We start from the raw sequence: 19,805 nt of genomic DNA, 5'->3' as shown, positions 1-19,805 counted from the left end.
GCACTGCCTACGATGGAGGGATGAGCACTCCCTGGAAGGGCGCACCCGAGCTGGCGCTGGTCGTCGACCCCGTATCGGCTGACGCGGCCGGAGAGCTCGACCGGGGAGTGGGGCTGCTGCACGAGGTCGCCGCCGGCACCCGTCCGGCGACACTGCGCCTCTACCGTCCGAGCCCAACCGTCGCGTTCGGGCAGCGTGATGCACGGCTCCCGGGCTTCCCTGCCGCAACCCGATCGGCGGCATCGCACGGGTTCGCACCGCTCGTCCGCAGGGCCGGGGGGCGGGCCGCCGCGTACCACGGGGGATGCCTGATCGTCGACCACCTCGAGCCCGCCGACGACGCCGTCGCCGGGACGCGGGCACGCTTCGCGGCGTTCGGCGACTTCTTCGCGGACGTGCTCTCCGGCGTCGGCCTCGAGGCCGGCGTGGGCGAGGTGCCGGGGGAGTACTGCCCGGGAGAGTTCAGCGTGCACGGACGGCGCGACGGCATGCCCGCCGTCAAGCTCGTCGGCACCGCCCAGCGCGTGGTTGCAGGGGCCTGGCTGTTCTCGTCCGTCGTCGTCGTCGAGGACGCGGGACCCCTGCGGGACGTGCTCACCGACGTCTACGCGGACCTCGGCCTCGCGTGGCGGCCCGTCACGGCCGGCGCAGCGGAGGACCTCGCACCGGGCGTGACGGTCGACGACGTCGAGGCCGCACTGCTCGCGGCCTACGCCGCCGTCGTGCGCCTCGAGGAACAGGAACCGACGCGCCCTGCCTGACGGCCACGCCGGACTGCCCGGCAGCCCGGCCCGCCGTCGTCCCCAGGGTCGCCGGGCACTGACGGGCCGGCGACCCGGGGCGTCCGGCCCGTCAGTGCCCGCGCCGGATCCACTCCTCGAGGTGCGGGGCCTCGTCACCGATCGTCGTGCTGTCCCCGTGGCCGGTCCGGGCGATGGTCTCCGGCGGCAGGGTGAGCAGGCGGGTCCGGATGGACTCGATGATGGTCGGGAAGTCGCTGTAGGACCGGCCCGTCGCCCCGGGTCCGCCCTGGAAGAGCGTGTCCCCCGTGAAGACGGTGCCGGCCTCCTCGAGGTAATAGCACACCGAGCCGGGCGAGTGTCCGGGCGTGTGCAGCGCGGTCAGGGTCACGCCGGCGACGTCGATGGTGTCGCCGTCGCTGATCGACTGGTCCGGGCTCAGCGCCGGGAACACCATGTCCCAGAGTTCCCGGTCGCCGTCGTGCAGGTAGATCGGCGCGTGGACGGCGTCGAAGAGGTCGGCGACGGCCCGGATGTGGTCGTCGTGCGCGTGGGTCAGGAGGATCGCCCGAACTGTGCGCCCGTTGACCTGCTCCACGATCGCTGCCGCGTCATGCGGGGCGTCGATCACCACGCACTCGTCGTCGTCGCCCACGATCCACACGTTGTTGTCGACGTCCCAGGTGCCGCCGTCGAGCGAGAAGGTGCCCGAGGTCACGAGGTGCTCCACGCGCGCGGCCATCAGAGCTCCACCACCGAGCGGAGGACGGCGCCGCCGTGCATCTTCTCGAAGGCTTCCTCGACCTGGTCGAGGCGGATGCGCTCGGTCACGAAGGCGTCGAGGTCGAGGTTCCCCTGCAGGTAGTGGCTGACGAGCATGGGGAAGTCGCGGCTGGGCAGGCAGTCGCCGTACCAGGACGACTTCAGCGAGCCGCCGCGCCCGAAGACGTCGAGCAGCGGAAGCTCGATGGTCATGTCCGGGGTGGGGACGCCCACGAGCACCACGGTGCCCGCGAGGTCGCGCGCATAGAACGCCTGCCGGTAGGTCTCCGGGCGGCCGACGGCGTCGATCACGACGTCGGCACCGTTGCCCCCGGTCAGGGCGCGGATGGCCTCCACCGGGTCCTCGTTCTTCGAGTTGATGACGTGGGTGGCGCCGAGGCCCTGCGCGAGCTCGAGCTTCCGGTCGTCGATGTCGACGGCGATGATGGTGGTGGCTCCGGCGAGCCTCGAGCCTGCGACGGCGGCGATGCCGACCCCGCCGCATCCGATCACCGCGACGGAGTCTCCGCGGGAGACGTTGCCCGTGTTGATGGCCGCTCCGATGCCGGCCATGACGCCGCACCCGAGGAGGCCCACGGCTGCGGCGTCCGCCGCCGGATCCACCCTGGTGCACTGCCCGGCCGCCACGAGGGTCTTCTCCGCGAAGGCGCCGATGCCGAGTGCGGCGGACAGGACGGTGCCGTCCTCGAGGGTCATCTTCTGCGTGGCGTTGTGCGTGTTGAAGCAGTACTGGGGTTCGCCGCGGCGGCAGGCGCGGCACTCGCCGCAGACGGCGCGCCAGTTGAGGATCACCCGGTCGCCCGGAGCGACTGTGGTCACGTCATCGCCCACGGCACTCACCACACCCGTTGCCTCGTGCCCCAGCAGGAACGGGAACTCGTCGTTGATGCCGCCCTGCTTGTAGTGCAGGTCCGTGTGACAGACGCCGCAGGTCAGGATGTCGACGAGCGCCTCGCCCGGCCCCGGATCGGGTACCAGGATGGTCTCGATGGAGGCAGGGGCATCCTTCGCCCGCACCACGACGCCTTGGACTCTGTGCACCATGTTCTCGCTGTCCTTCCGCTGGGAGCGGCGCACCGACCGACGGGCGCCGCTTCCAGCATATGGGGGACGGCCCGAGCGCGGGGACGGCGTTCGGGGAGGACTCTAGGCGGCGAGCCTGGTCCTGACGTCCGCCAGGGAGGGGTTCGTCGCGGTGGTCCCGTCCGGGAAGATCACGGTGGGCACCGTCTGGTTGCCGCCGTTCAGCGACTCCACGAGCTCCGCGGTCCCCTCGACCTCCTCGATGTTGACCTCGGTGTAGCCGATGCCCTGCGCGTCCAGCTGCGACTTCAGTCGACGGCAGTATCCGCACCACGAGGTGGAGAACATGGTGATGGATCCGGCTTCTGGCGTGTAGTCCACGGTGCTCCTCAGGTCCGGGGGCGGGCTCGCCGTCCCCTGTGTCGATACGCGGGCCGCTCCTTGCGCCCGTACATCCGTCAACGCGGATCGCCGTCGCGCCATTCCGTGCACCGGTAGGCTCACGCCATGGCTGAAGCAGACGAAGAACAGAACGCGAAGCAGCTGGCGGCGGTCCGGGTGGCCATCGACGAGGTGGACGAGCAGATCGTCGCCCTCATCTCCCGCCGGGAACGGCTCGTCCGCCGGGCGGGCACGCTCAAGCACGACGACGCCTCGGTCCGCGCCCCGGCACGCGTAGAGCGCGTCATCACCAACGTGCGCGAGTACGCGTCGAGGCAGGGCGTGGATCCCACCGTCGTGGAGCAGACGTACCGCGCCATGATCTCGGCGTTCATCGAGTTCGAACTGAGGGTACGACGGGAGCCGTGAGCCCTGGCCGCGGCGAGCTTGTTGGTCGGCCCTCCGCCCACCCGATACGATCAGGACGGCGGTCCCAGCCCTCATCGGGTGCCGTCGCGCCCGTTCGGGCACCTATTCCCGATCCCCAAGGAGACTGCCCGTGTCAGCGCCCCAGCCCATGAAGCTCATCGTCGACGGCGAAGAGAAGCAGGCGACGACGGGCACCACCGGCACCGAGCTCTTCGCCGAGCGGCGCGACGTCGTCGTCATGCGCGTGGACGGCACCCTCAAGGACCTCGACCAAGAGCTGCCCGACGGCGCGTCCGTCGAGGGAGTCACGCTCGAGGACCCCGCAGGCCTCGAGGTGCTGCGCCACTCGGCCGCACACGTCATGGCGCAGGCCGTGCAGCAGTTGCGCCCCGACGCCAAGCTCGGCATCGGCCCCTACATCACCGACGGCTTCTACTTCGACTTCGACGTCGAGGAGCCCTTCACGCCGGACGAGCTGAAGCAGCTCGAGAAGATGATGCTGAAGATCGTCAACGCGAACCAGCGTTTCGTGCGCCGCGTCGTCTCCGAGGACGAGGCCCGCGAGGCGATGAGCGACGAGCCCTACAAGCTGGAGCTGATCGGACTCAAGGGCGGGGCCACGGACGACGACGGCGCCTCCGTCGAGGTCGGCGCCGGCGACCTGACCATCTACGACAACGTGGACCGCAAGTCCGGGGACGTCGTCTGGAAGGACCTCTGCCGCGGCCCTCACCTCCCCAACACCAAGCTCATCTCCAACGCCTACGCACTGACGCGATCGGCGGCCGCCTACTGGCGCGGCAACGAGAAGAACAAGCAGCTGCAGCGCATCTACGGCACGGCGTGGCCCACGAAGGACGCCCTGAAGGCCTACCAGGAGCGCCTGGCCGAGGCCGAGCGCCGCGACCACCGCCGCCTCGGCACGGAGCTGGACCTCTTCTCGTTCCCGGACGAGCTCGGCTCGGGCCTGCCGGTGTTCCACCCCAAGGGCGGCATCATCCGCAAGGCGATGGAGGACTACTCCCGCCAGCGTCACACCGACGCCGGATACGAGTTCGTCTACACGCCGCACATCACCAAGGGTCACCTCTACGAGGTCTCGGGCCACCTCGACTGGTACCGCGACGGCATGTTCCCCGCGATGCACGTGGACGAGGAGCTCAACGAGGACGGCACGGTGCGCAAGCCCGGGCAGGACTACTACCTCAAGCCCATGAACTGCCCCATGCACAACCTGATCTTCCGGTCGCGCGGCCGCTCCTACCGCGAGCTGCCGCTGCGCCTGTTCGAATTCGGGTCGGTGTACCGGTACGAGAAGTCCGGGGTGATCCACGGCCTGACCCGCGTGCGGGGGATGACCCAGGACGACGCCCACATCTACTGCACGCGCGAGCAGATGAAGGACGAGCTCACGGGCACGCTGAACTTCGTGCTCGGACTCCTCAAGGACTACGGGCTCGAGGACTTCTACCTGGAGCTCTCCACGCGCAACCCGGAGAAGTCCGTCGGTTCCGACGAGATCTGGGACGAGGCCACGCGTACGCTCGCCGAGGTCGCCGAGGCCTCCGGGCTCGAGCTCGTGCCCGACCCCGGGGGAGCGGCGTTCTACGGACCGAAGATCTCCGTGCAGGCGCGCGATGCGATCGGGCGCACCTGGCAGATGTCGACGATCCAGCTCGACTTCAACCTGCCCGAGCGCTTCGAGCTCGAGTACCAGGCCGCCGACGGCTCGCGCCAGCGACCGGTGATGATCCACCGCGCGCTGTTCGGGTCGATCGAGCGCTTCATGGGCGTGCTCACCGAGCACTACGCCGGAGCGTTCCCGGCGTGGCTGGCACCCGTGCAGGTGCTCGCCGTCCCCGTCGCCGAGGCGTTCAACGACTACCTGTTCGAGGTCGTCGACAAGCTGAAGGCCGAGGGCATCCGGGCGCAGGTGGACGCCGGATCCGACCGCTTCCCCAAGAAGATCCGCACGGCGAGCAAGGAGAAGATCCCCTTCGTCCTCATCGCGGGCGGCGAGGACCAGGAAGCCGGCGCCGTCTCCTTCCGGTTCCGTGACGGCAGCCAGGACAATCAGGTGCCCGTGGACGAGGCCGTCCGCCGCATCGTGGAGGCGGTCCGCAGCAGGGAGGCAACACGCTGATGGCCGGGGGGAGTCGGGACGGGAGCCCTGCCACGGGGTACCCGGGGGACGCCGAGGTCACGGACCGGTTCGAGCTCGCGGGCGTGCCCGACGCGTTCCAACGCCTGTGGACCCCGCACCGCCTCGCCTACATCAAGGGCGGGCAGGAGCAGGTCACCTCCGAGCAGACCTGCCCGTTCTGCCGCGCACCGCAGCTGAGCGACGAGGAGTCGCTGATCGTGCACCGCGGCACCTACGCCTTCGTGCTTCTCAACCTCTTCCCGTACAACGCCGGTCACCTGCTCGTCTGCCCCTACCGGCACGTCCCCGACTACACGGACATCGACGAGGCGGAGACCGCCGAGATCGCGGCCCTCACGCAGACCGCGATGCGCGTGCTCCGAGGCGTGTCCAACCCCTCCGGCTTCAACCTCGGCATGAACCAGGGCGTGACGGGCGGCGCGGGGATCGCGGCACACCTCCACCAGCACGTGGTGCCGCGCTGGGGCGGGGACGGCAACTTCCTGCCGATCATCGCGCAGACCAAGGCCATCACGCAGACGCTCGGCGAGGTCCGCGAGCAGGTCGCTTCCGCGTGGCCCTCGGTCGGCGGCACAGCGGGACCGGTCACCTGATGCTGAACCGCTACGCGCGCGGCTTCTTCACCCGGCTCTTCACCCCGCTGGCCCGCACCCTGCTCCGCTGGGGAGTGACGCCTGACGCCGTGACCATCATGGGCACCATCGGCGTGGCCGGCGGCGCGCTGGTCTTCTACCCGCTCGGAGAGCTGTTCTGGGGCACGGTGTTCATCACGCTCTTCGTGTTCTCCGACGTGATCGACGGGATCATGGCGCGCCTGAAGGGCCACGGCGGTCCGTGGGGGAGCTTCCTCGACTCGACCCTCGACCGCATCGCGGACGGCGCGCTGTTCGCCGGCGTCGCCGTCTGGTTCTTCACCGGCGGGCAGAACGCAGCCATCGGCGTGGCGGCCCTCGCCTGCCTCGTTCTCGGCATGCTCGTCTCCTATGCGCGGGCCAAGGCGGAATCGCTCGGCTTCACGGCGAACGTGGGGGTGGCCGAACGCGCCGAGCGGCTCGTCTCCATCCTCGTCGTCACGGGACTGACGGGACTGGGCCTGCCCGAGGGCGTGCTGCTGACGGTCCTCGTCATCCTCGCGGTGGCCAGCCTCGTCACGGTCCTCCAGAGGATCAGGGCCGTCCGGCGCCAGTCCCTGAACGCCTCGCCGGCGCCGTCCGATCCCTCCGAAGCGTCGCGGGACGCCCCCGGCGAGTAGGGGCTGTGGGCCTCGGTGCGCAGCGCCTCCCGGTAGAGGCGGTCAGAAAGCAACGATGAGCTTCTCGACAGCACATCTTTGACCCGGTCCGACCGATCCTGACAACGTCGTCTCCTGTCCGACGTCCAGCAGCACGCGATGCGCTGGCACGCCGGCTCTACCGAACCTATACGCCATTCCTTCGCCACTGCCCAGATCCTCACGAGCGTCGGCTCTCCCGTGCGTGTGCGGGTGGGAGCCTGGGAACAGGAACTGGGACGCGCTCAGACCCTGGGTGAAGGTCTGGAGTCAATCTGACACGCCTGCCTGTCGATGGAGGTCGGTCTCCACAGGTGCGGTCCGCCCGGCGTCGAGCCGGATGACGTGGTCGGCTGCTGCAAGCGCGACGTCGTCGTGACTCACACAGACAACGGTGGCTCCGCGGGCCCGCTCCGCGCGCAGGACATCGGCGACGACGGCGCGGGTGACGGCGTCGAGGCCGGTCGTGGGTTCGTCGAGCAGCACGAGGTCGGCGCGTCGAGCCAACCCCTGAGCCAGTAGGGCACGTTGCCGTTGGCCGCCCGAAAGGGAGCTCAACGAGCGGTCCTGATGGTCCCGCAGATCGACGAGGTCGATGCACTCGCCGATGATCCGCCGGTCGTCGGCGCGCAGGCGGCGCATCAGGCCCGCGTCGGCCCACCGACCCATCGTCACGACGTCGCGCACCGTCAGCGGCATGCGGTCGGAGACCTCGCTGCGCTGTGCCACGAGGGCGCGGCGCCTGTGCGGCGGTAGGGACACCGTGCCCCGACGGGGCACGAGCAGGCCGGCGAGAACCCCCAGCAAGGTCGATTTCCCCGACCCGTTGGGGCCGACGATCACCGTGACCGCACCCGGCTGGATCGACAGGGAGACGCCGCGTAGGGCATCGACGCCGTCGTGGTCGAACCACACGTCGGTCAACCCGAGCCGCCCTGCGTCGACCGGAGCCGGTCGGTCGGCGGGCCGGGCGGACAAGTTTCGAAGGACGGACATGGATCGAAACTAGCACGTTGAGAATGATTCGCATTTAAGTCTAGAGTTGCGGCGTGCCCTTCCTCCTCGAACCATTCACCAGTGACTTCATGCTGCGAGCACTCCTCGGAGGCTCGCTCTGTGCAGTGATCTGCGCCGTCGTCGGCACGTGGGTCGTGATCCGGGGGATGGCCTTCCTGGGCGAGGCAATGGCGCACGGGATGCTGCCCGGGGTTGCCCTCGCCACCCTTGCCGGGTTCCCGGTCATCCTCGGGGCGGCAGCCAGTGCCCTCGTCATGAGTCTCGGCGTGAGCCTTCTGGCCCGGCGGGGACGCCTGTCCCACGACACGAGCATCGGCCTGTTCTTCGTCGGCATGCTCGCCGCGGGGGTCATCATCATCTCCCACTCCAGGAGCTTCGCGACCGACGCGACGGCGATCCTGTTCGGCGACGTGCTGGCGATCGGGACGGACGAGATCCGGGTGCTTGCCGGTGCCCTGCTCGTCACCGTGATCGTCGCGGTGGCCTTCCACCGCGCTTTCGTGGCCCTCGCCTTCGACGGCAGGATCGCCCAGGTCATGGGGATGCGTCCACGGCTCGCCCAGGTGCTCCTCGTCGGACTGGTCACGCTCGCCGTCGTCGCGTCCTATCAGGCCGTCGGTGCTCTCCTCGTCATCGGACTGCTGCTCGGCCCGGCCGTTGCCGCCGCTCCATGGACCACGCGTGTTCCGGACACCATGATCCTCGCGGCACTGATCGGTGCAGTAGCCGTCCTCCTCGGACTCCTCGCCTCCTGGTACTACGGCACGGCCGCCGGCGCCTCGATCGCCCTCGCGGCCATCGGGTGCGCCTTCCTGTCGAGCATCCTCCGAGGCCTGACCCGCCGCCGCCCCGGCAGTTCCACCAGCCCCACCAGCTCTGGTGAGCGTTCCGCCGGTTCGACGCCGGCACCTCCTTCACAGAAAGTCCTCCGTGCGCACGCCTAATCTCCTGCTTGTCCCTCTTCCCTTGCTCGCCCTCACTCTGGCCGCCTGCTCCTCGCCCGGATCCTCCGGTGGCAGCGTCACGGATCCTCCGGTCAGTACCACCACCGCTGCGCCGATCGGGGACGGTCACGGGACGCTCGAGGGCTCCACGGAAGTCGCGGAGCCCCAGCTCCACCTGATGACCCTGGACCCGCAGGGCCGGATCGATCTGCTCGACCTGGCGAAGGAGACGACCACCGCTGCCGGCGAGGTCCAGGACGTCAGCAGCACATCCACGGACGGACGCTACCTCTTCGCATCGTCCGCCACGAGCGGAGCCATGACGGTCATCGACAGCGGCATGTGGACATGGGACCACGAGGACCACTTCCACTACTACCGCGGCGAATCCAGAACAGTCGGCACGGTGGAAGGACTGGGTGAAGCCGTCGTCACCTCCGGCTCCTCCGCCACCGGCGTCTACTTCCCCGACAGCGGTGAGGCCACCGTGCTCGACAACGACGCACTCGCGAAGGGGGAGCTCGGCGTCCGTACCGAATTCTCCGTGGAGCCGCACCCCGGAATCCTCGTCCCGCTTTCGGACGTCACACTCCTGACCCGACCCGGCGCCGGGGGGACGGCAGCCTCCGTCCAGGCATACGACGCCGACGGCGAACCGATCGATGGCGCGACCGCCGACTGCATCGACGCCCGGGGCACCATCACCACGTCGGTCGGCACCGTGATCGGGTGCCACGACGGCGCCCTCCTCGCCACCCTCGACGGCGAGGACGTCACGTACGAACGGATCCCCTACCCGGCCGGCACCGATACGGCGAGGGCGACGGAGTTCCGGGCCCGCGAAGGACGGCCGACCGTCGCCGCGGTCGCAGGCGACCAGGGCGTCTGGCTGCTCGACACCCGGGAGCGTTCCTGGCAGCTCGTCCAGACCGACGTGCCACTCCTGCAGGTCTCCGCCGTGGACGACAGAGAAGGGCACGTCGTCGCCCTCGCCGATGACGGGCGGGTGCTCGTCCTGTCCGCCGACACCGGCGAGACACTCGCCGTGACGGAGCCCCTGCTGACCGAGACCCTGAAGGACCCTGCGCTCCTTTCCGGGGTCGAGCTGGTCGCCGACCAGCACCGCGCGTACCTCAACGCTCCCGCCGAGCAGCAGCTGTTCGAGATCGACTTCGCCGACAACGCCCGGATCGCCCGCACGTTCGACACGGACACCGTCCCCGCGCATCTGGCAGAGGTCGGTCGATGAACAGGACACAACGGCAGATGGCCCTGGTGCTGGCTGCGACGACCCTCATCAGCGCCTCGGGTTGCGCCGCGGCCGGAAGCGATCAACCGGTCATCGTGGTGACCACCAACATCCTCGGCGACGTCGTGCAGAACGTCGTCGGGGACGAGGCCGAGGTCCGCGTCCTCATGCAACCCAACGCCGATCCACACTCCTTCGAGATCTCCGCGCAGGACGGCGCCATGATGCGGCAAGCCGACCTGATCGTCACCAACGGTCTCGGTCTCGAGGAGGGCCTGCAGCAGCACATCGACAGCGCCCGGTCCGAGGATGTCCCCCTTCTCGTCGCCGGCGAGGTCATCGAACCCCTCGCCTACACCGGAGGTGAATCCGGTGGTGAATCGGAGGGTGCACCGGACCCGCACTTCTGGACCGATCCGGCACTCATGGTCGACGTCGTCGACGAACTGGAGCAGCGGGTTCTCGGCATCGATGGCATCGATGCTGAAGCCGTCGAAACCTCCGTCGCGACCTACCAGTCAAAGCTCACAGAGCTCGATGGAGCCATGACCGAAGCCTTTGCGACGATTCCCGCGGACCGGCGGAACCTGGTGACCAACCACCATGTCTTCGGCTACCTCGCGGAGCGCTACGACTTCCGGGTCATCGGTGCTGTGATCCCCGGCGGCACCACACTCGCCTCGCCCAGCGCTTCCGACCTGCGCGACCTCGTCGCGGCCATCGAGGAGGCGAGGGTGAGCACCATCTTCGCCGAGTCCTCCCAGCCGGACCGGCTCGTTCAGGTCCTCGCGGACGGCGCGGACATCGAGGTCGACGTCGTCGAGCTCTTCACCGAGTCGCTCACCAACCCCGGCGAAGGTGCGGACACGTACCTCGCCATGATGCGCATCAACACCGAGCGCATCTCCACCGGGCTCTCACCCTGAGATCCGACACCACAGGAAGAAAGATCATGACAGTCATCCCGCTCACCAAACGCTCACGGCACCTGTCCCTCGCCGCGACCGTCGCCACGTCCGCACTGCTCCTGACCGCGTGCGGATCCTCGTCGGAACCCGCCTCGGAGGCATCAGCCGCACCGGAAACCACCACCTCGGCCGCAGCCGCGTCGCCCACTCCCCGCGTCGCCCTGACCTACGACGGCGGCATCGTCGTCGTCGACGGCACCACGCTGGACCTCGTCGGCGACCTCCCCATCCAGGGCTTCACCCGGCTCAACCCCGCGGGAGACGGGCGACACGCGCTGGTCACCGTGCCCGCCGGGTTCCAGGTCCTGGACCTCGGCACGTGGACCGGCTCCTCCGGGTCCCAGCAGGCGGAACCGAAGCTCACCGACCTCGTGTTCGAGGCCGACACCGCCGGACACGTGGTCCAGCACGGCGACAAGACCGTCCTCTACGCCGACGGCACGAGCGACACCACCATCTACACCACGGACGATCTTCTCGAGGATCCCGAAAGCCTCCCGGCGACCGAGGTCATCCCCGGCGACGAGGCCCACCACGGTGTCTCGATCGTCCTCGAGGACGGCACCTTCCTCACCACCGTCGGCACCTCCGAGAGCCGCTCCGGCATCAAGGTGATCGACGCCGACGGCAACGAGATCGCCACCAGCGACCAGTGCCCCTCCGTCCACGGCGAGGGGACCGCGATGAACGAGGTCGTCGTCTTCGGCTGCAGCGACGGCGCGCTCGTCTACGACAGGGGAGAGATCACCAAGATCGACGCCCCGGACGAGTTCGGCCGGATGGGCAACGCCTACGTCAGCGAGACCAGCCCCATCATCGCCGGGGACTACAAGGACGATCCCGACCTCGAGGGCTACCTCCTGCACCAGCTCACGCTGATCGACACCGAGGCGAAGACCATGAAGGTGATCGACCTCCCCGAGGGCGTCGAGTACACCTTCCGCGACGTGGCCCGCGGCCCGGACGACGAGGTGCTCATCCTCGCCTCCGACGGAGCCCTGCACAGCATGGACCCCGAGACCGGGGAGATCACCACCTCGATCCCTGTGATCGACCCGTGGGAGGGCCCCGCCGAGTGGCAGGACCCGCACCCCGCCCTCAAGGTCGTCGGAGGCACCGCCTACATCACCGATCCGGCGTCGAAGAAGCTCCACGCCGTCGACATCGCCACCGGCGGGATCACGTCCTCTGACGAGCTTCCGGGCGCGCCCAACGAGATCACGGCCGTCGAAGGCTGACCGACCGCACGGTACGACAGGGGGCGGCACCCGTGGGTGCCGCCCCTTGCGGTGTCAGCAACCGGGGACCAGCAGCGCCCGTGTCCGTCGCGGGCAGTCGAGGCGGCACCGGCCAAGGCACCACCGATCAGGAATCCGGCTCAGGAATCCGGCTCAGGACGCCGACGCGAACGCCGGCCTGGCTGATGTGCGTGAAGCGGCTGTCTTATGGAGGGGCGTCAGCGCAGCGCCGAGGGCCGAGAGGTACTCGGCGCGGCGCTTCGGCGAGATCCTGGACACCGGCACGGACGGGGTGCCCGCGGCATCGGCGTAGTGGGTCGCAAGTCCGTCCTGCAGCAGACGCAACGCCTCGGACTTCTGCTGCGACACGGCCGAGTGAGTGGTGCCGAGCTCCGCAGCGACCTCGGTGACGGACCTGCCCTCGAAGAAGACCTGCTCGATGATGTGGCGCATGCGCCCCGGGAGGTTGGTGACAGCGGCCCGCAGGTGGTGCACCTGCTCCTCGGCGAGCAGCGCGGCTTCGGGAAGCTGCTCCGCGGCGGGGACGATGTCCAGCACGGTCTCGTCGAGCGTCTGGACCGAACGGCCGGCGTCGTCGAGCGCCGCATGTACTTCGCGGCGGCTGACACCGAGCGTCATGGAGAGTTCGTCGACGGTCGGGGTGCGCCCGAGTGATGCCGCCAGCGCGTCCTGCGCCGCCAGGGTCTCGCCGATACGGCGGCGGACGGATCGAGGTGCCCAGTCGTTGGACCGCAGCTCGTCGGCGAACGCGCCGGTGATGCGGCGCCGCGCGTAGGCGCCGAAGGGCACGCCGAGTGTGGGGTCGAACGAGTCCGCAGAGGTGATGAGCGCGATCGCACCCACCGACGCGAGGTCGTCCCTCGAGAGGTGTGTGGCGCGGGCGCACAGGGCGGAGACGAGATATCCGACCAGAGGCAGATTGGCGACGATGAGTTCTTCGCGGTCGCGTGAGTACATGAGCAAGCTCCCCAGCTGCTTCGGTGGCATCGCTGTCCGCTGGTGTCCGGCAAGGGTCTGCCGGGGCGTCAGGATGTCGCTTCGAAGCTATCAGCGGGTTTTCGCCGGAGGGGTGCGCTGGGGCAATCCTGCCCAAAGGTTGAGGTTCTTGCGCTAACGGTCGGGTTGACGGTCTCTACGGGCGACTCAGCCGACGCCAGGGACGGCCTCAGGGACGGCGGATTGTTCCGGGTCCGGCCGATGATTCCGCTCTCACTGGTCCGTCCAACCAGCAACGGCTCACGACCCGGGAGGACACGCGATGACCCACCGCAGCGGATGGCTGCCCGAAGATCTACAGATCGTCTCCGACGCGGACCTGCTCCTGCTGCAGCATGGGGCCCAGTCTCCCTGCCGGCAGGGAACGGCCGGTCGGCTCCGGGCGTCGCCCTGGTCCGACGGCCTCGAGCGCGTGCTGGACGAACTTGAGCGCCGGGGCCTGGTCGCGCCCGAACCATGACGGGGTGCAGGCCTCCGTCCGGTGAGCACCGGCTTCCCGCCGCTCCGGCGCGCGGAACGAATCGATCGGCCGGCCCGGTCTGTGCCCGGAACCACCAGAACCGGGTGGTCACAACGCTGCCCCGGCTGCCCTGGCTGCCGCGCCCACCCCGGTTGCCCTGCCTCACGCACCTCCCCCTGGACCCTCACGTGCAGCTTCGTGGGTCGCTTGCCGTCGTGGATCCCACCGACAGGAAACCCTGAGCCAGGTGCTGCCCGGCTGGGACAGGTGGAGGAGAGCGGCTCTGCAGGAATCAGTTCGAACGCTCCGGCTCCTGGAGTGACCCGATTGGTGGATTCCTCGTGCTGTGCGTAAGGTCGTTCTTGCGCCGCGGGGTGGAGCAGTTCGGTAGCTCGCTGGGCTCATAACCCAGAGGTCACAGGTTCAAATCCTGTCCCCGCAACAACCGGGCACCTACTCACAATCTTGTCGAGTAGGTGCCCGAACTTCATAGGGCCGGGGCTAAGGCGACACATGGGCGCTATGCCGCGTTCCGTATAGCCGTATCGAGTCCCTCTTTCCATCACCGCCGATAACAAGTGTGCACAGCCAGGCCGACGTCGAGTTACTGGCTGATTCCTGCGCGCTGGATCTGGGTTGCCAGGTGCAGGAGGGGGCTGTCGCTGTGGCGGGGGCCGACGATACTGAGCCCGACTGGTGCCCCGGGGGTGGGGACAGGGACGCTGATCGCGCACCGGCCCGAAAGTCCGGCGGTAACAGTCAGCTGGAACGTAGTCGCTCGAGCTTGTTCGATGACCGTCCCACCGAGAGAGGCCTCGTCGCGGGTGGGGGCGACCGACGATGCGGAGGGCAGCAGCAACAAATCGTCACCGAGTATCCGATCAACCGTCTGTCGGGCGCCGACCAGTCCCACGGCCGCGGCGTCACGGTCAGCAAGGGTGTATCTGGAGGCGGTTTCGAAGCGTGATCGCACATCCGGGTTCAGCGTGTCCCAGTGCCGGGAGATCCAGGGTCCGTGGGCCTGCCAGGCCTCGTACCCCTGAACGGTCTGGAACCAGCGCACCCACTGCGGCAGCACGGTGGTGTCGAAGTCGATAGGGACTACCTCGGGGAGGCCTCGGATGGTGCCCCACCGGTCGATGGCCGCGGCCACGGCAGCTTGGACTTCCCCTGTCGCCACGGACAGCAGCCGTTCTGAGAAGAGGGCACGGCGCGGGGGGCGAGCTTTGCGCATGTTTCCGAGCAGGACCTTGCCCACTGCCGCGAGAGTGGCAGAATCGCGGGTGATCCATCCGACCGTGTCGAAGGATGGGGCCAGGGGAATCAATCCCTCGACTGACACGGCCCCGTGAGTGGGACGAATGCCGTAGAGACCCTGGTAGGAGGAAGGGATGCGAATGGAGCCGCCGGTGTCGGTGCCTAAGCCGATGGTGGCCTGACCGAGTGCTACGGCACTGGCCGGTCCGGAGGTCGAGCCTCCGGGGATCCGGGCAGGAGCGGCCGGATTGGGCGGGGTGCCGTAGTGGGCGTTCGTGCCGGCCAGGCTGTAGGCGAACTCGTCGGTGCGGGCGATGCCGGCCACGTCGGCTCCGGCCCGCAGCAACCGGGCAACAGCCGGAGCCGTGGTTGTCTCTACCCCTGCTTGGGCCAGCCAGGTCTCATTGCCGGCCCCGACCCGGTGCCCGGCAAGGGAGAAAAGGTCTTTGACCGCAATAGTCTTCCCGCGCAAGGGCCCGCCGTGGTGACCGGTCACCAGGGCGCGGCCATACTCGCGCCATACCGTGCGATCGACTCCTGTCGCCGGCGACGTGACGTTCAGTGGGCGATGACCCGAGGCGGCGATGGCCGCGCCAGGGGGCATTGCGGCCACCGCCAGGACGGCGGGAACAGCAGAAAGCACAGCACGACGACTCAGCACAGGATCTCCTAATAGGTCAACGAGTTGCTTCGACGTATCGAACCTAGTCAGGGGAAGTGTCGGCGAGGTTTCCGGCATGACGTTGCAGTGTTACACGATGTGGCTTCGGGCACTACCGGTTTCAGCAGGTCGTCCTATCCGAGTTCCCTGCGGCTCGTGGACGTCTCATGCGGCAGCTCATGCTGACGACCGGGAAACGATGAGGATGAGAACCAAAGGGAGCCCCAGGGTGACCGCGAGGAACCCAACGACGACTGCACGCCCCTTCCAGTGGCCGACGTTGATGGTCAGGCCGTACCCGGTTCCCTCCCGCTTCGGCACCAGGATCTGCGGATCGTCCGAGTCGTTGAGGATGCCCCCGGGGAGCCATCGACTGTCTTCCAGCTCCTCGTCACTGCTCGGCCGGACGCCGGCGGCCGAGGCTCGCTGCTTCATGTCGGACGACACGGTTCGAGACATCGGGACGGCGATCATGACCGCTGCGAGGATGCCCAAAAGGACAGGCCATGCGGAGAACGACTGAACCTGAGCCCACACCTGAAGCGTGGCGACCGAGACCAGCAGCACCGTCATCAGGGCGGCTGTCGAGAGGATCACGATAGTAACGCGTCGATCACCCTCCCGACGATAGGTCTCCCACTCGCTCTGCTCCGGCTTGGGCGGCGTCATCCTCGGGACGAGTGCAGCCGCACCAGCCATGAACGCGCACGCGGCGGCGGCGATCAGCAAAGGCAGGTAGACGCTGGTGAACGACTTGGGCGACCAGTCGTCAGGGGCTCCATCGGGGCCCCAATGGGTTGCGATGACCTCGGGTAGCTGGTCGTAGATCGTCGATCCGTAACCGGACACCGCGGCGAGCAGCACCACGGCTACCCACAGCGGAGTCCACGCGAACCATCGCCCGCGATTCAGGTCAGGCGTCGTCAGTGTCCCCATGTCTTCGACCGTACCGCGACCACCGATCACCTCGAAAGCAGGGCTTTCCTGAAGCACCCGGCGACCTCGACGCCTCGCCCTTTCTTGGTAGTACACGGGAACCTGTACCATTGGGGGATGGGCACTGTTACTCATCACTCGGTGCTTGCCCGGTTCGGCTTCGCCCTGTCGGACCCAGTCCGTGCTCGGGTCTTGCTGGCGCTACGGGACGCACCGTCGTACCCGGGTGAGCTGGCCGAGCTGGCTGGCGTGAGTAAGCAGCGGTTGTCGAACCACCTGACCTGCCTGCGCGGGTGTGGGCTGGTCGTCGCCGTTCCTGAGGGGCGACGGGTCCGGTACGAGCTGGCGGACCGGCGGCTCGGTGATGCTTTGACCGTGCTGCTCGACGTCGTGGTCGTCAGCGAGGCCGAGTGCTGCTGCACCACCCGGGAGAACCACGTCGAGGGGAAGGTCTGCTGCTGATGAGCACCCACACCTCACCCATATCGGTGCAACCAGCGCCCCCAGCGCCCACGGTTGAGCGGCGCGCGGTCCTGTCCCGGCGGATCCGGCTCTTCGTCGCCGCGACGATCACCTACAACGTCATCGAAGCGGTCGTCGCGATCAGCGCCGGCACGGTCGCGTCCTCGAGTGCCCTGATCGGTTTCGGGCTGGACTCGATCGTGGAGGTGCTGTCCGCGGCGGCCGTGGCCTGGCAGTTCGCCGGGCGCGACCCGGAAGCCCGCGAGAGAACCGCACTGCGCCTGATCGCGTTCTCCTTCTTCGGCCTCGCCGCGTTCGTGACCTTCGACGCCGTCCGCACCCTGCTCGGTGCGTCCGAACCCCGGCACTCACTGGTCGGGATCGTCCTCGCCGCGGTGAGCCTGGCGGTCATGCCATTCCTGTCCTGGGCCCAGCGCCGAGCCGCTCGGGAGCTCGGCTCCCGCTCGGCCGTCGCGGACTCGAAGCAGACCCTGCTCTGCACCTACCTGTCCGGGGTCCTGCTCGTCGGTCTGCTGCTCAACAGCACCCTCGGCTGGTCCTGGGCGGACCCGGTCGCCGCCCTGGTCATTGCCGCCGTCGCCATCAAGGAAGGCCGCGAAGCGTGGAAGGGAGACTCCTGCTGTGCGCCGTCGTCCGGAAACCTCGACGCCGACGGAAGCGTTGACACCTGCGGGAGCACCCCGGACAGCGACACGGACTCCTGCTGCAGCACCGACACCATGATCGGTGCAGCTGTGGCGCCATCGAGCGCCCCTGCGGGAGTTGCGCCGCTCACGTCGACGTCCCGCCCCACCGGGCCCAGCGCCACGACCAGCATCCCGCACAGCACGACAGTCGGCGCGTCCTGCGCCTGCTGCACACACGACTGATCACCCGATCGACAACCGATCGACCCGTTTCATCCGATCGACCAACGGTTCCCCGCACCGGGCAGGGAGCAAGTACGACCACGCAGTTCCATGACGAGGAGACACCACCGTGCCGACCCCCGCCCCCGCTCCCAGCGCGACCCCTGACACGAAGAAGGGCCTGAGTCTGCCGAACCGGATTGCAATCGGTTTGCTCGCCGCAGCAGCGCTCGTCATCGGCCTGGCCATCCTGTTCAACACGTTCGGCGAGGACAACAGTCAGGCTGCGGGCACGACCAGCTCCGCAGCCGACGTCGTCCGCGAGGACAGCCACCGCCTGTCGCAGGCACCGGATGAGAAAGCCGTGCTGGTCGAGTTCTTGGACTTCGAATGTGAGTCCTGCCTCGCCGCGTACCCGCTCGTGGAAGACCTCTCCGAGGAATACGGGCAGAACCTGACCGTCGTTTCCCGGTACTTCCCGCTGCCCGGGCACCCGAACTCGGAGACCGCGGCCGCCGCCGTCGAGGCCGCAGCGCAGCAGGGCAAGTTCAAGGAGATGCACGCCCGCATGTTCGAGACGCAGACCGAGTGGAGCCACACCAACGAGGACGAGTCGCCGGTCTTCCGCGGCTACGCCGAGGACCTGGGCCTGGACATGGAAGCCTATGACGCTGCAATCGCCGACCCGGCGACCATGGAGCGTGTGAACGCCGACAAGGCGGACGGTAGGGCACTGGATGTCGAGGGAACCCCGACGTTCTTCCTCGACGGACGGAAGATCCAGCCCGCCACGGTCGAGGAATTCCGGAGCCTCATCGAAACCGCCATCGAGGACTGAACACCATGGCTCATTCCAGCAGTGACACCGGAGCATCCCCGGGAGCAGCCCAGGGGAGCGGGCAGGATGATGTGTCCGCCATGCCTGGGTTCGCGCGCAGGGTCCCGTTCGGGATCATGCTCGTCGCCACCGGTGTCATCGGATGGGTGGCCGCGGGCATCCTGATCCTGGAAAAGCTCGAGCTCTATCGGAACCCGGATCACGTGACCAGCTGCGACATCAACCCGTGGGTGTCCTGCGGACAGGTCATGGAGACCTGGCAGTCCGAGCTCCTCGGCTTCCCCAACCCCTTCATCGGGCTCGTGGGCTTCACGATCATCATCACCACCGGCATGGCACTGCTCGCCGGTGCCCGGTTCGACCGCTGGTACTGGGTGGGCCTGCAGGCAGGCATCACTCTCGGGGCGGTGTTCGCGACCTGGCTGTGGAGCCAGGCGCTGTTCGAGATCTACATCCTCTGCCTGTACTGCATGGTCGTGTGGGCGGCGATGATCCCCCTGTTCATCCTCACCACCGTCCGGAACATGGTCCACGGGGTCATTCCCGCTCCCGCCGCCCTCACCCGCGGGCTCGCGGCGTGGGTCGGACCGATCATCGTCCTGGCCTGGATCGCCGTGGCAACGTCCGTGTTCTTCCGCTTCCTCCACGTCTTCACCTGAGGCCGCCGGCAAACAATCCAGGGCGTCTGCCGCGTCGCCGTGTTGGGGGAGAGTCCACTGCAGGCGAACCTCGGTTCGAGGGTTTGGCAAGGAGAGTCATCAGGCCCTGGCCATTTGCCATGGAAGGCAGCAGGCGCATGGGTTTTCCCTTGGTGTTGGGGGAGCCGGACGATTCGTGGCCGGTGCGCATCAATTTGCCCTGCGCTGCGGAGAACGCCTACCCATCAAAGATTCCGGCGCCCCCCGGAAACCAGGTAAGGGCCTCACTCAAGTCGTAGACGAAATCCTTCGCCACGTTCAGTAGGTCAGAACTCCTCCTTCCTGTCCAGGACCCGTCAGGCCTCTCGGAGACCCCGGGAAGTAGGGTCAAGGACAACAAGATGGCCTCTATGCTCGACGTCAGAAAAGCTACAGAATGAGGGGATCTGAGATCCCTGCAG

The 19,805-nt window shown here is 68.3% G+C and carries 21 protein-coding genes and 1 tRNA gene; 15 read left to right on the top strand and 7 right to left on the bottom strand.

Annotation, left to right across the window (positions count from 1 at the left end):
* The first annotated feature begins 20 nt into the window (after positions 1-20).
* Positions 21-761: a lipoate--protein ligase family protein gene (locus AC4D2O_RS07710; RefSeq protein ID WP_490906209.1), complete on the top strand. Its 741-nt coding sequence runs from the start codon at positions 21-23 to the stop codon at positions 759-761.
* A 91-nt stretch (positions 762-852) separates the two neighbouring features.
* Here the strand turns inward: AC4D2O_RS07710 and AC4D2O_RS07705 are convergent, their stop codons facing one another.
* From AC4D2O_RS07705 to AC4D2O_RS07695, 3 genes are all read right to left on the bottom strand, one after another.
* Positions 853-1,482, bottom strand: a complete 630-nt coding sequence (locus AC4D2O_RS07705) for an MBL fold metallo-hydrolase (protein WP_490906208.1) — start codon at positions 1,480-1,482, stop codon at positions 853-855.
* The gene (locus tag AC4D2O_RS07700) at positions 1,482-2,567 is read right to left on the bottom strand and encodes an S-(hydroxymethyl)mycothiol dehydrogenase (protein WP_490906207.1); all 1,086 of its coding nucleotides are present in this window, start codon (positions 2,565-2,567) and stop codon (positions 1,482-1,484) included. Before AC4D2O_RS07700 ends, AC4D2O_RS07705 begins: the two co-directional genes overlap by 1 nt.
* A 102-nt stretch (positions 2,568-2,669) precedes the next feature.
* A complete protein-coding gene (locus tag AC4D2O_RS07695; RefSeq protein ID WP_334209629.1) occupies positions 2,670-2,927 on the bottom strand; it encodes a mycoredoxin in 258 nt (85 codons plus the stop codon).
* Between the two features lie 126 nt (positions 2,928-3,053).
* Between AC4D2O_RS07695 and AC4D2O_RS07690 the strand changes: the two genes are divergently transcribed.
* From AC4D2O_RS07690 to pgsA, 4 genes are all read left to right on the top strand, one after another.
* Positions 3,054-3,356, top strand: a complete 303-nt coding sequence (locus AC4D2O_RS07690; protein ID WP_490906206.1) for a chorismate mutase — start codon at positions 3,054-3,056, stop codon at positions 3,354-3,356.
* A gap of 148 nt (positions 3,357-3,504) precedes the next feature.
* Positions 3,505-5,499: a threonine--tRNA ligase gene (gene thrS / locus AC4D2O_RS07685; RefSeq protein ID WP_490906503.1), complete on the top strand. Its 1,995-nt coding sequence runs from the start codon at positions 3,505-3,507 to the stop codon at positions 5,497-5,499.
* Entirely contained in the window at positions 5,499-6,113 is a 615-nt protein-coding gene (locus tag AC4D2O_RS07680; RefSeq protein WP_490906205.1) for an HIT family protein, read from the top strand. Before thrS ends, AC4D2O_RS07680 begins: the two co-directional genes overlap by 1 nt.
* Positions 6,113-6,772 carry a phosphatidylinositol phosphate synthase gene (gene pgsA / locus AC4D2O_RS07675; protein ID WP_490906204.1) on the top strand — a complete coding sequence of 220 codons (660 nt, stop codon included), beginning with the start codon at positions 6,113-6,115 and terminating at the stop codon, positions 6,770-6,772. Before AC4D2O_RS07680 ends, pgsA begins: the two co-directional genes overlap by 1 nt.
* A gap of 288 nt (positions 6,773-7,060) precedes the next feature.
* Here the strand turns inward: pgsA and aztA are convergent, their stop codons facing one another.
* Positions 7,061-7,786 carry a zinc ABC transporter ATP-binding protein AztA gene (aztA, locus tag AC4D2O_RS07670; protein ID WP_490906203.1) on the bottom strand — a complete coding sequence of 242 codons (726 nt, stop codon included), beginning with the start codon at positions 7,784-7,786 and terminating at the stop codon, positions 7,061-7,063.
* A 53-nt stretch (positions 7,787-7,839) separates the two neighbouring features.
* Here aztA and aztB point away from each other — a divergent pair, with 53 nt between their 5' ends.
* The 4 genes from aztB to aztD are packed head-to-tail and all read left to right on the top strand — an operon-like array spanning position 7,840 to position 12,206.
* A complete protein-coding gene (gene aztB, locus AC4D2O_RS07665; protein ID WP_490906202.1) occupies positions 7,840-8,751 on the top strand; it encodes a zinc ABC transporter permease AztB in 912 nt (303 codons plus the stop codon).
* A complete protein-coding gene (locus AC4D2O_RS07660; protein ID WP_490906201.1) occupies positions 8,738-10,000 on the top strand; it encodes an ABC transporter in 1,263 nt (420 codons plus the stop codon). Before aztB ends, AC4D2O_RS07660 begins: the two co-directional genes overlap by 14 nt.
* A complete protein-coding gene (gene aztC / locus AC4D2O_RS07655; RefSeq protein ID WP_490906200.1) occupies positions 9,997-10,926 on the top strand; it encodes a zinc ABC transporter substrate-binding protein AztC in 930 nt (309 codons plus the stop codon). The genes AC4D2O_RS07660 and aztC overlap by 4 nt, the downstream gene beginning before the upstream one ends.
* A gap of 26 nt (positions 10,927-10,952) precedes the next feature.
* Complete coding sequence (aztD, locus tag AC4D2O_RS07650; RefSeq protein WP_490906199.1) at positions 10,953-12,206, top strand: zinc metallochaperone AztD; 1,254 nt, start codon at positions 10,953-10,955, stop codon at positions 12,204-12,206.
* Between the two features lie 153 nt (positions 12,207-12,359).
* Here aztD and AC4D2O_RS07645 read toward each other — a convergent pair whose 3' ends face one another.
* Positions 12,360-13,184, bottom strand: a complete 825-nt coding sequence (locus tag AC4D2O_RS07645) for a sigma-70 family RNA polymerase sigma factor (RefSeq protein ID WP_490906198.1) — start codon at positions 13,182-13,184, stop codon at positions 12,360-12,362.
* A gap of 301 nt (positions 13,185-13,485) precedes the next feature.
* Between AC4D2O_RS07645 and AC4D2O_RS07640 the strand changes: the two genes are divergently transcribed.
* Entirely contained in the window at positions 13,486-13,683 is a 198-nt protein-coding gene (locus tag AC4D2O_RS07640) for a hypothetical protein (protein ID WP_490906197.1), read from the top strand.
* Positions 13,684-14,051: 368 nt separating this feature from the next.
* Positions 14,052-14,125, top strand: a tRNA-Met gene (locus AC4D2O_RS07635).
* Positions 14,126-14,287: 162 nt separating this feature from the next.
* Here AC4D2O_RS07635 and AC4D2O_RS07630 read toward each other — a convergent pair.
* The gene (locus AC4D2O_RS07630) at positions 14,288-15,679 is read right to left on the bottom strand and encodes an amidase family protein (RefSeq protein ID WP_490906196.1); all 1,392 of its coding nucleotides are present in this window, start codon (positions 15,677-15,679) and stop codon (positions 14,288-14,290) included.
* Between the two features lie 99 nt (positions 15,680-15,778).
* Positions 15,779-16,594: a DUF1648 domain-containing protein gene (locus tag AC4D2O_RS07625; RefSeq protein WP_490906195.1), complete on the bottom strand. Its 816-nt coding sequence runs from the start codon at positions 16,592-16,594 to the stop codon at positions 15,779-15,781.
* Between the two features lie 60 nt (positions 16,595-16,654).
* Between AC4D2O_RS07625 and AC4D2O_RS07620 the strand changes: the two genes are divergently transcribed.
* The 4 genes from AC4D2O_RS07620 (at position 16,655) to AC4D2O_RS07605 (ending at position 19,365) form a co-directional block, all read left to right on the top strand.
* On the top strand, positions 16,655-16,999 hold the full coding sequence (locus AC4D2O_RS07620) for an ArsR/SmtB family transcription factor (protein WP_490906194.1): 345 nt from the start codon (positions 16,655-16,657) through the stop codon (positions 16,997-16,999).
* Positions 16,999-17,889, top strand: coding sequence for a cation efflux transmembrane domain-containing protein (locus AC4D2O_RS07615; RefSeq protein ID WP_490906193.1), 891 nt, complete (start codon positions 16,999-17,001; stop codon positions 17,887-17,889). Before AC4D2O_RS07620 ends, AC4D2O_RS07615 begins: the two co-directional genes overlap by 1 nt.
* A gap of 109 nt (positions 17,890-17,998) precedes the next feature.
* The gene (locus AC4D2O_RS07610) at positions 17,999-18,706 is read left to right on the top strand and encodes a DsbA family protein (RefSeq protein WP_490906192.1); all 708 of its coding nucleotides are present in this window, start codon (positions 17,999-18,001) and stop codon (positions 18,704-18,706) included.
* Positions 18,707-18,786: 80 nt separating this feature from the next.
* Entirely contained in the window at positions 18,787-19,365 is a 579-nt protein-coding gene (locus AC4D2O_RS07605; RefSeq protein WP_490906502.1) for a vitamin K epoxide reductase family protein, read from the top strand.
* The last annotated feature ends 440 nt before the right edge of the window (positions 19,366-19,805 follow it).

Source organism: Arthrobacter sp. TJ-238 (assembly GCF_058269215.1).
This window is presented reverse-complemented; position numbering and strand designations above follow the sequence as displayed.

Bases quoted from the DNA above. Each gene is read 5' to 3' on its own strand.
- aztC (WP_490906200.1), top strand. From the start codon at position 9,997: ATGAACAGGACACAACGGCAGATGGCCCTGGTGCTGGCTGCGACGACC.
- AC4D2O_RS07710 (WP_490906209.1), top strand. From the start codon at position 21: ATGAGCACTCCCTGGAAGGGCGCACCCGAGCTGGCGCTGGTCGTCGAC.
- AC4D2O_RS07680 (WP_490906205.1), top strand. From the start codon at position 5,499: ATGGCCGGGGGGAGTCGGGACGGGAGCCCTGCCACGGGGTACCCGGGG.
- AC4D2O_RS07620 (WP_490906194.1), top strand. From the start codon at position 16,655: ATGGGCACTGTTACTCATCACTCGGTGCTTGCCCGGTTCGGCTTCGCC.
- AC4D2O_RS07705 (WP_490906208.1), bottom strand. From the start codon at position 1,482: ATGGCCGCGCGCGTGGAGCACCTCGTGACCTCGGGCACCTTCTCGCTC.
- thrS (WP_490906503.1), top strand. From the start codon at position 3,505: ATGAAGCTCATCGTCGACGGCGAAGAGAAGCAGGCGACGACGGGCACC.
- AC4D2O_RS07700 (WP_490906207.1), bottom strand. From the start codon at position 2,567: ATGGTGCACAGAGTCCAAGGCGTCGTGGTGCGGGCGAAGGATGCCCCT.
- aztA (WP_490906203.1), bottom strand. From the start codon at position 7,786: ATGTCCGTCCTTCGAAACTTGTCCGCCCGGCCCGCCGACCGACCGGCT.
- pgsA (WP_490906204.1), top strand. From the start codon at position 6,113: ATGCTGAACCGCTACGCGCGCGGCTTCTTCACCCGGCTCTTCACCCCG.
- AC4D2O_RS07615 (WP_490906193.1), top strand. From the start codon at position 16,999: ATGAGCACCCACACCTCACCCATATCGGTGCAACCAGCGCCCCCAGCG.
- AC4D2O_RS07690 (WP_490906206.1), top strand. From the start codon at position 3,054: ATGGCTGAAGCAGACGAAGAACAGAACGCGAAGCAGCTGGCGGCGGTC.
- AC4D2O_RS07645 (WP_490906198.1), bottom strand. From the start codon at position 13,184: ATGTACTCACGCGACCGCGAAGAACTCATCGTCGCCAATCTGCCTCTG.
- AC4D2O_RS07640 (WP_490906197.1), top strand. From the start codon at position 13,486: ATGACCCACCGCAGCGGATGGCTGCCCGAAGATCTACAGATCGTCTCC.
- AC4D2O_RS07605 (WP_490906502.1), top strand. From the start codon at position 18,787: ATGCCTGGGTTCGCGCGCAGGGTCCCGTTCGGGATCATGCTCGTCGCC.
- AC4D2O_RS07630 (WP_490906196.1), bottom strand. From the start codon at position 15,679: ATGCCGGAAACCTCGCCGACACTTCCCCTGACTAGGTTCGATACGTCG.
- aztD (WP_490906199.1), top strand. From the start codon at position 10,953: ATGACAGTCATCCCGCTCACCAAACGCTCACGGCACCTGTCCCTCGCC.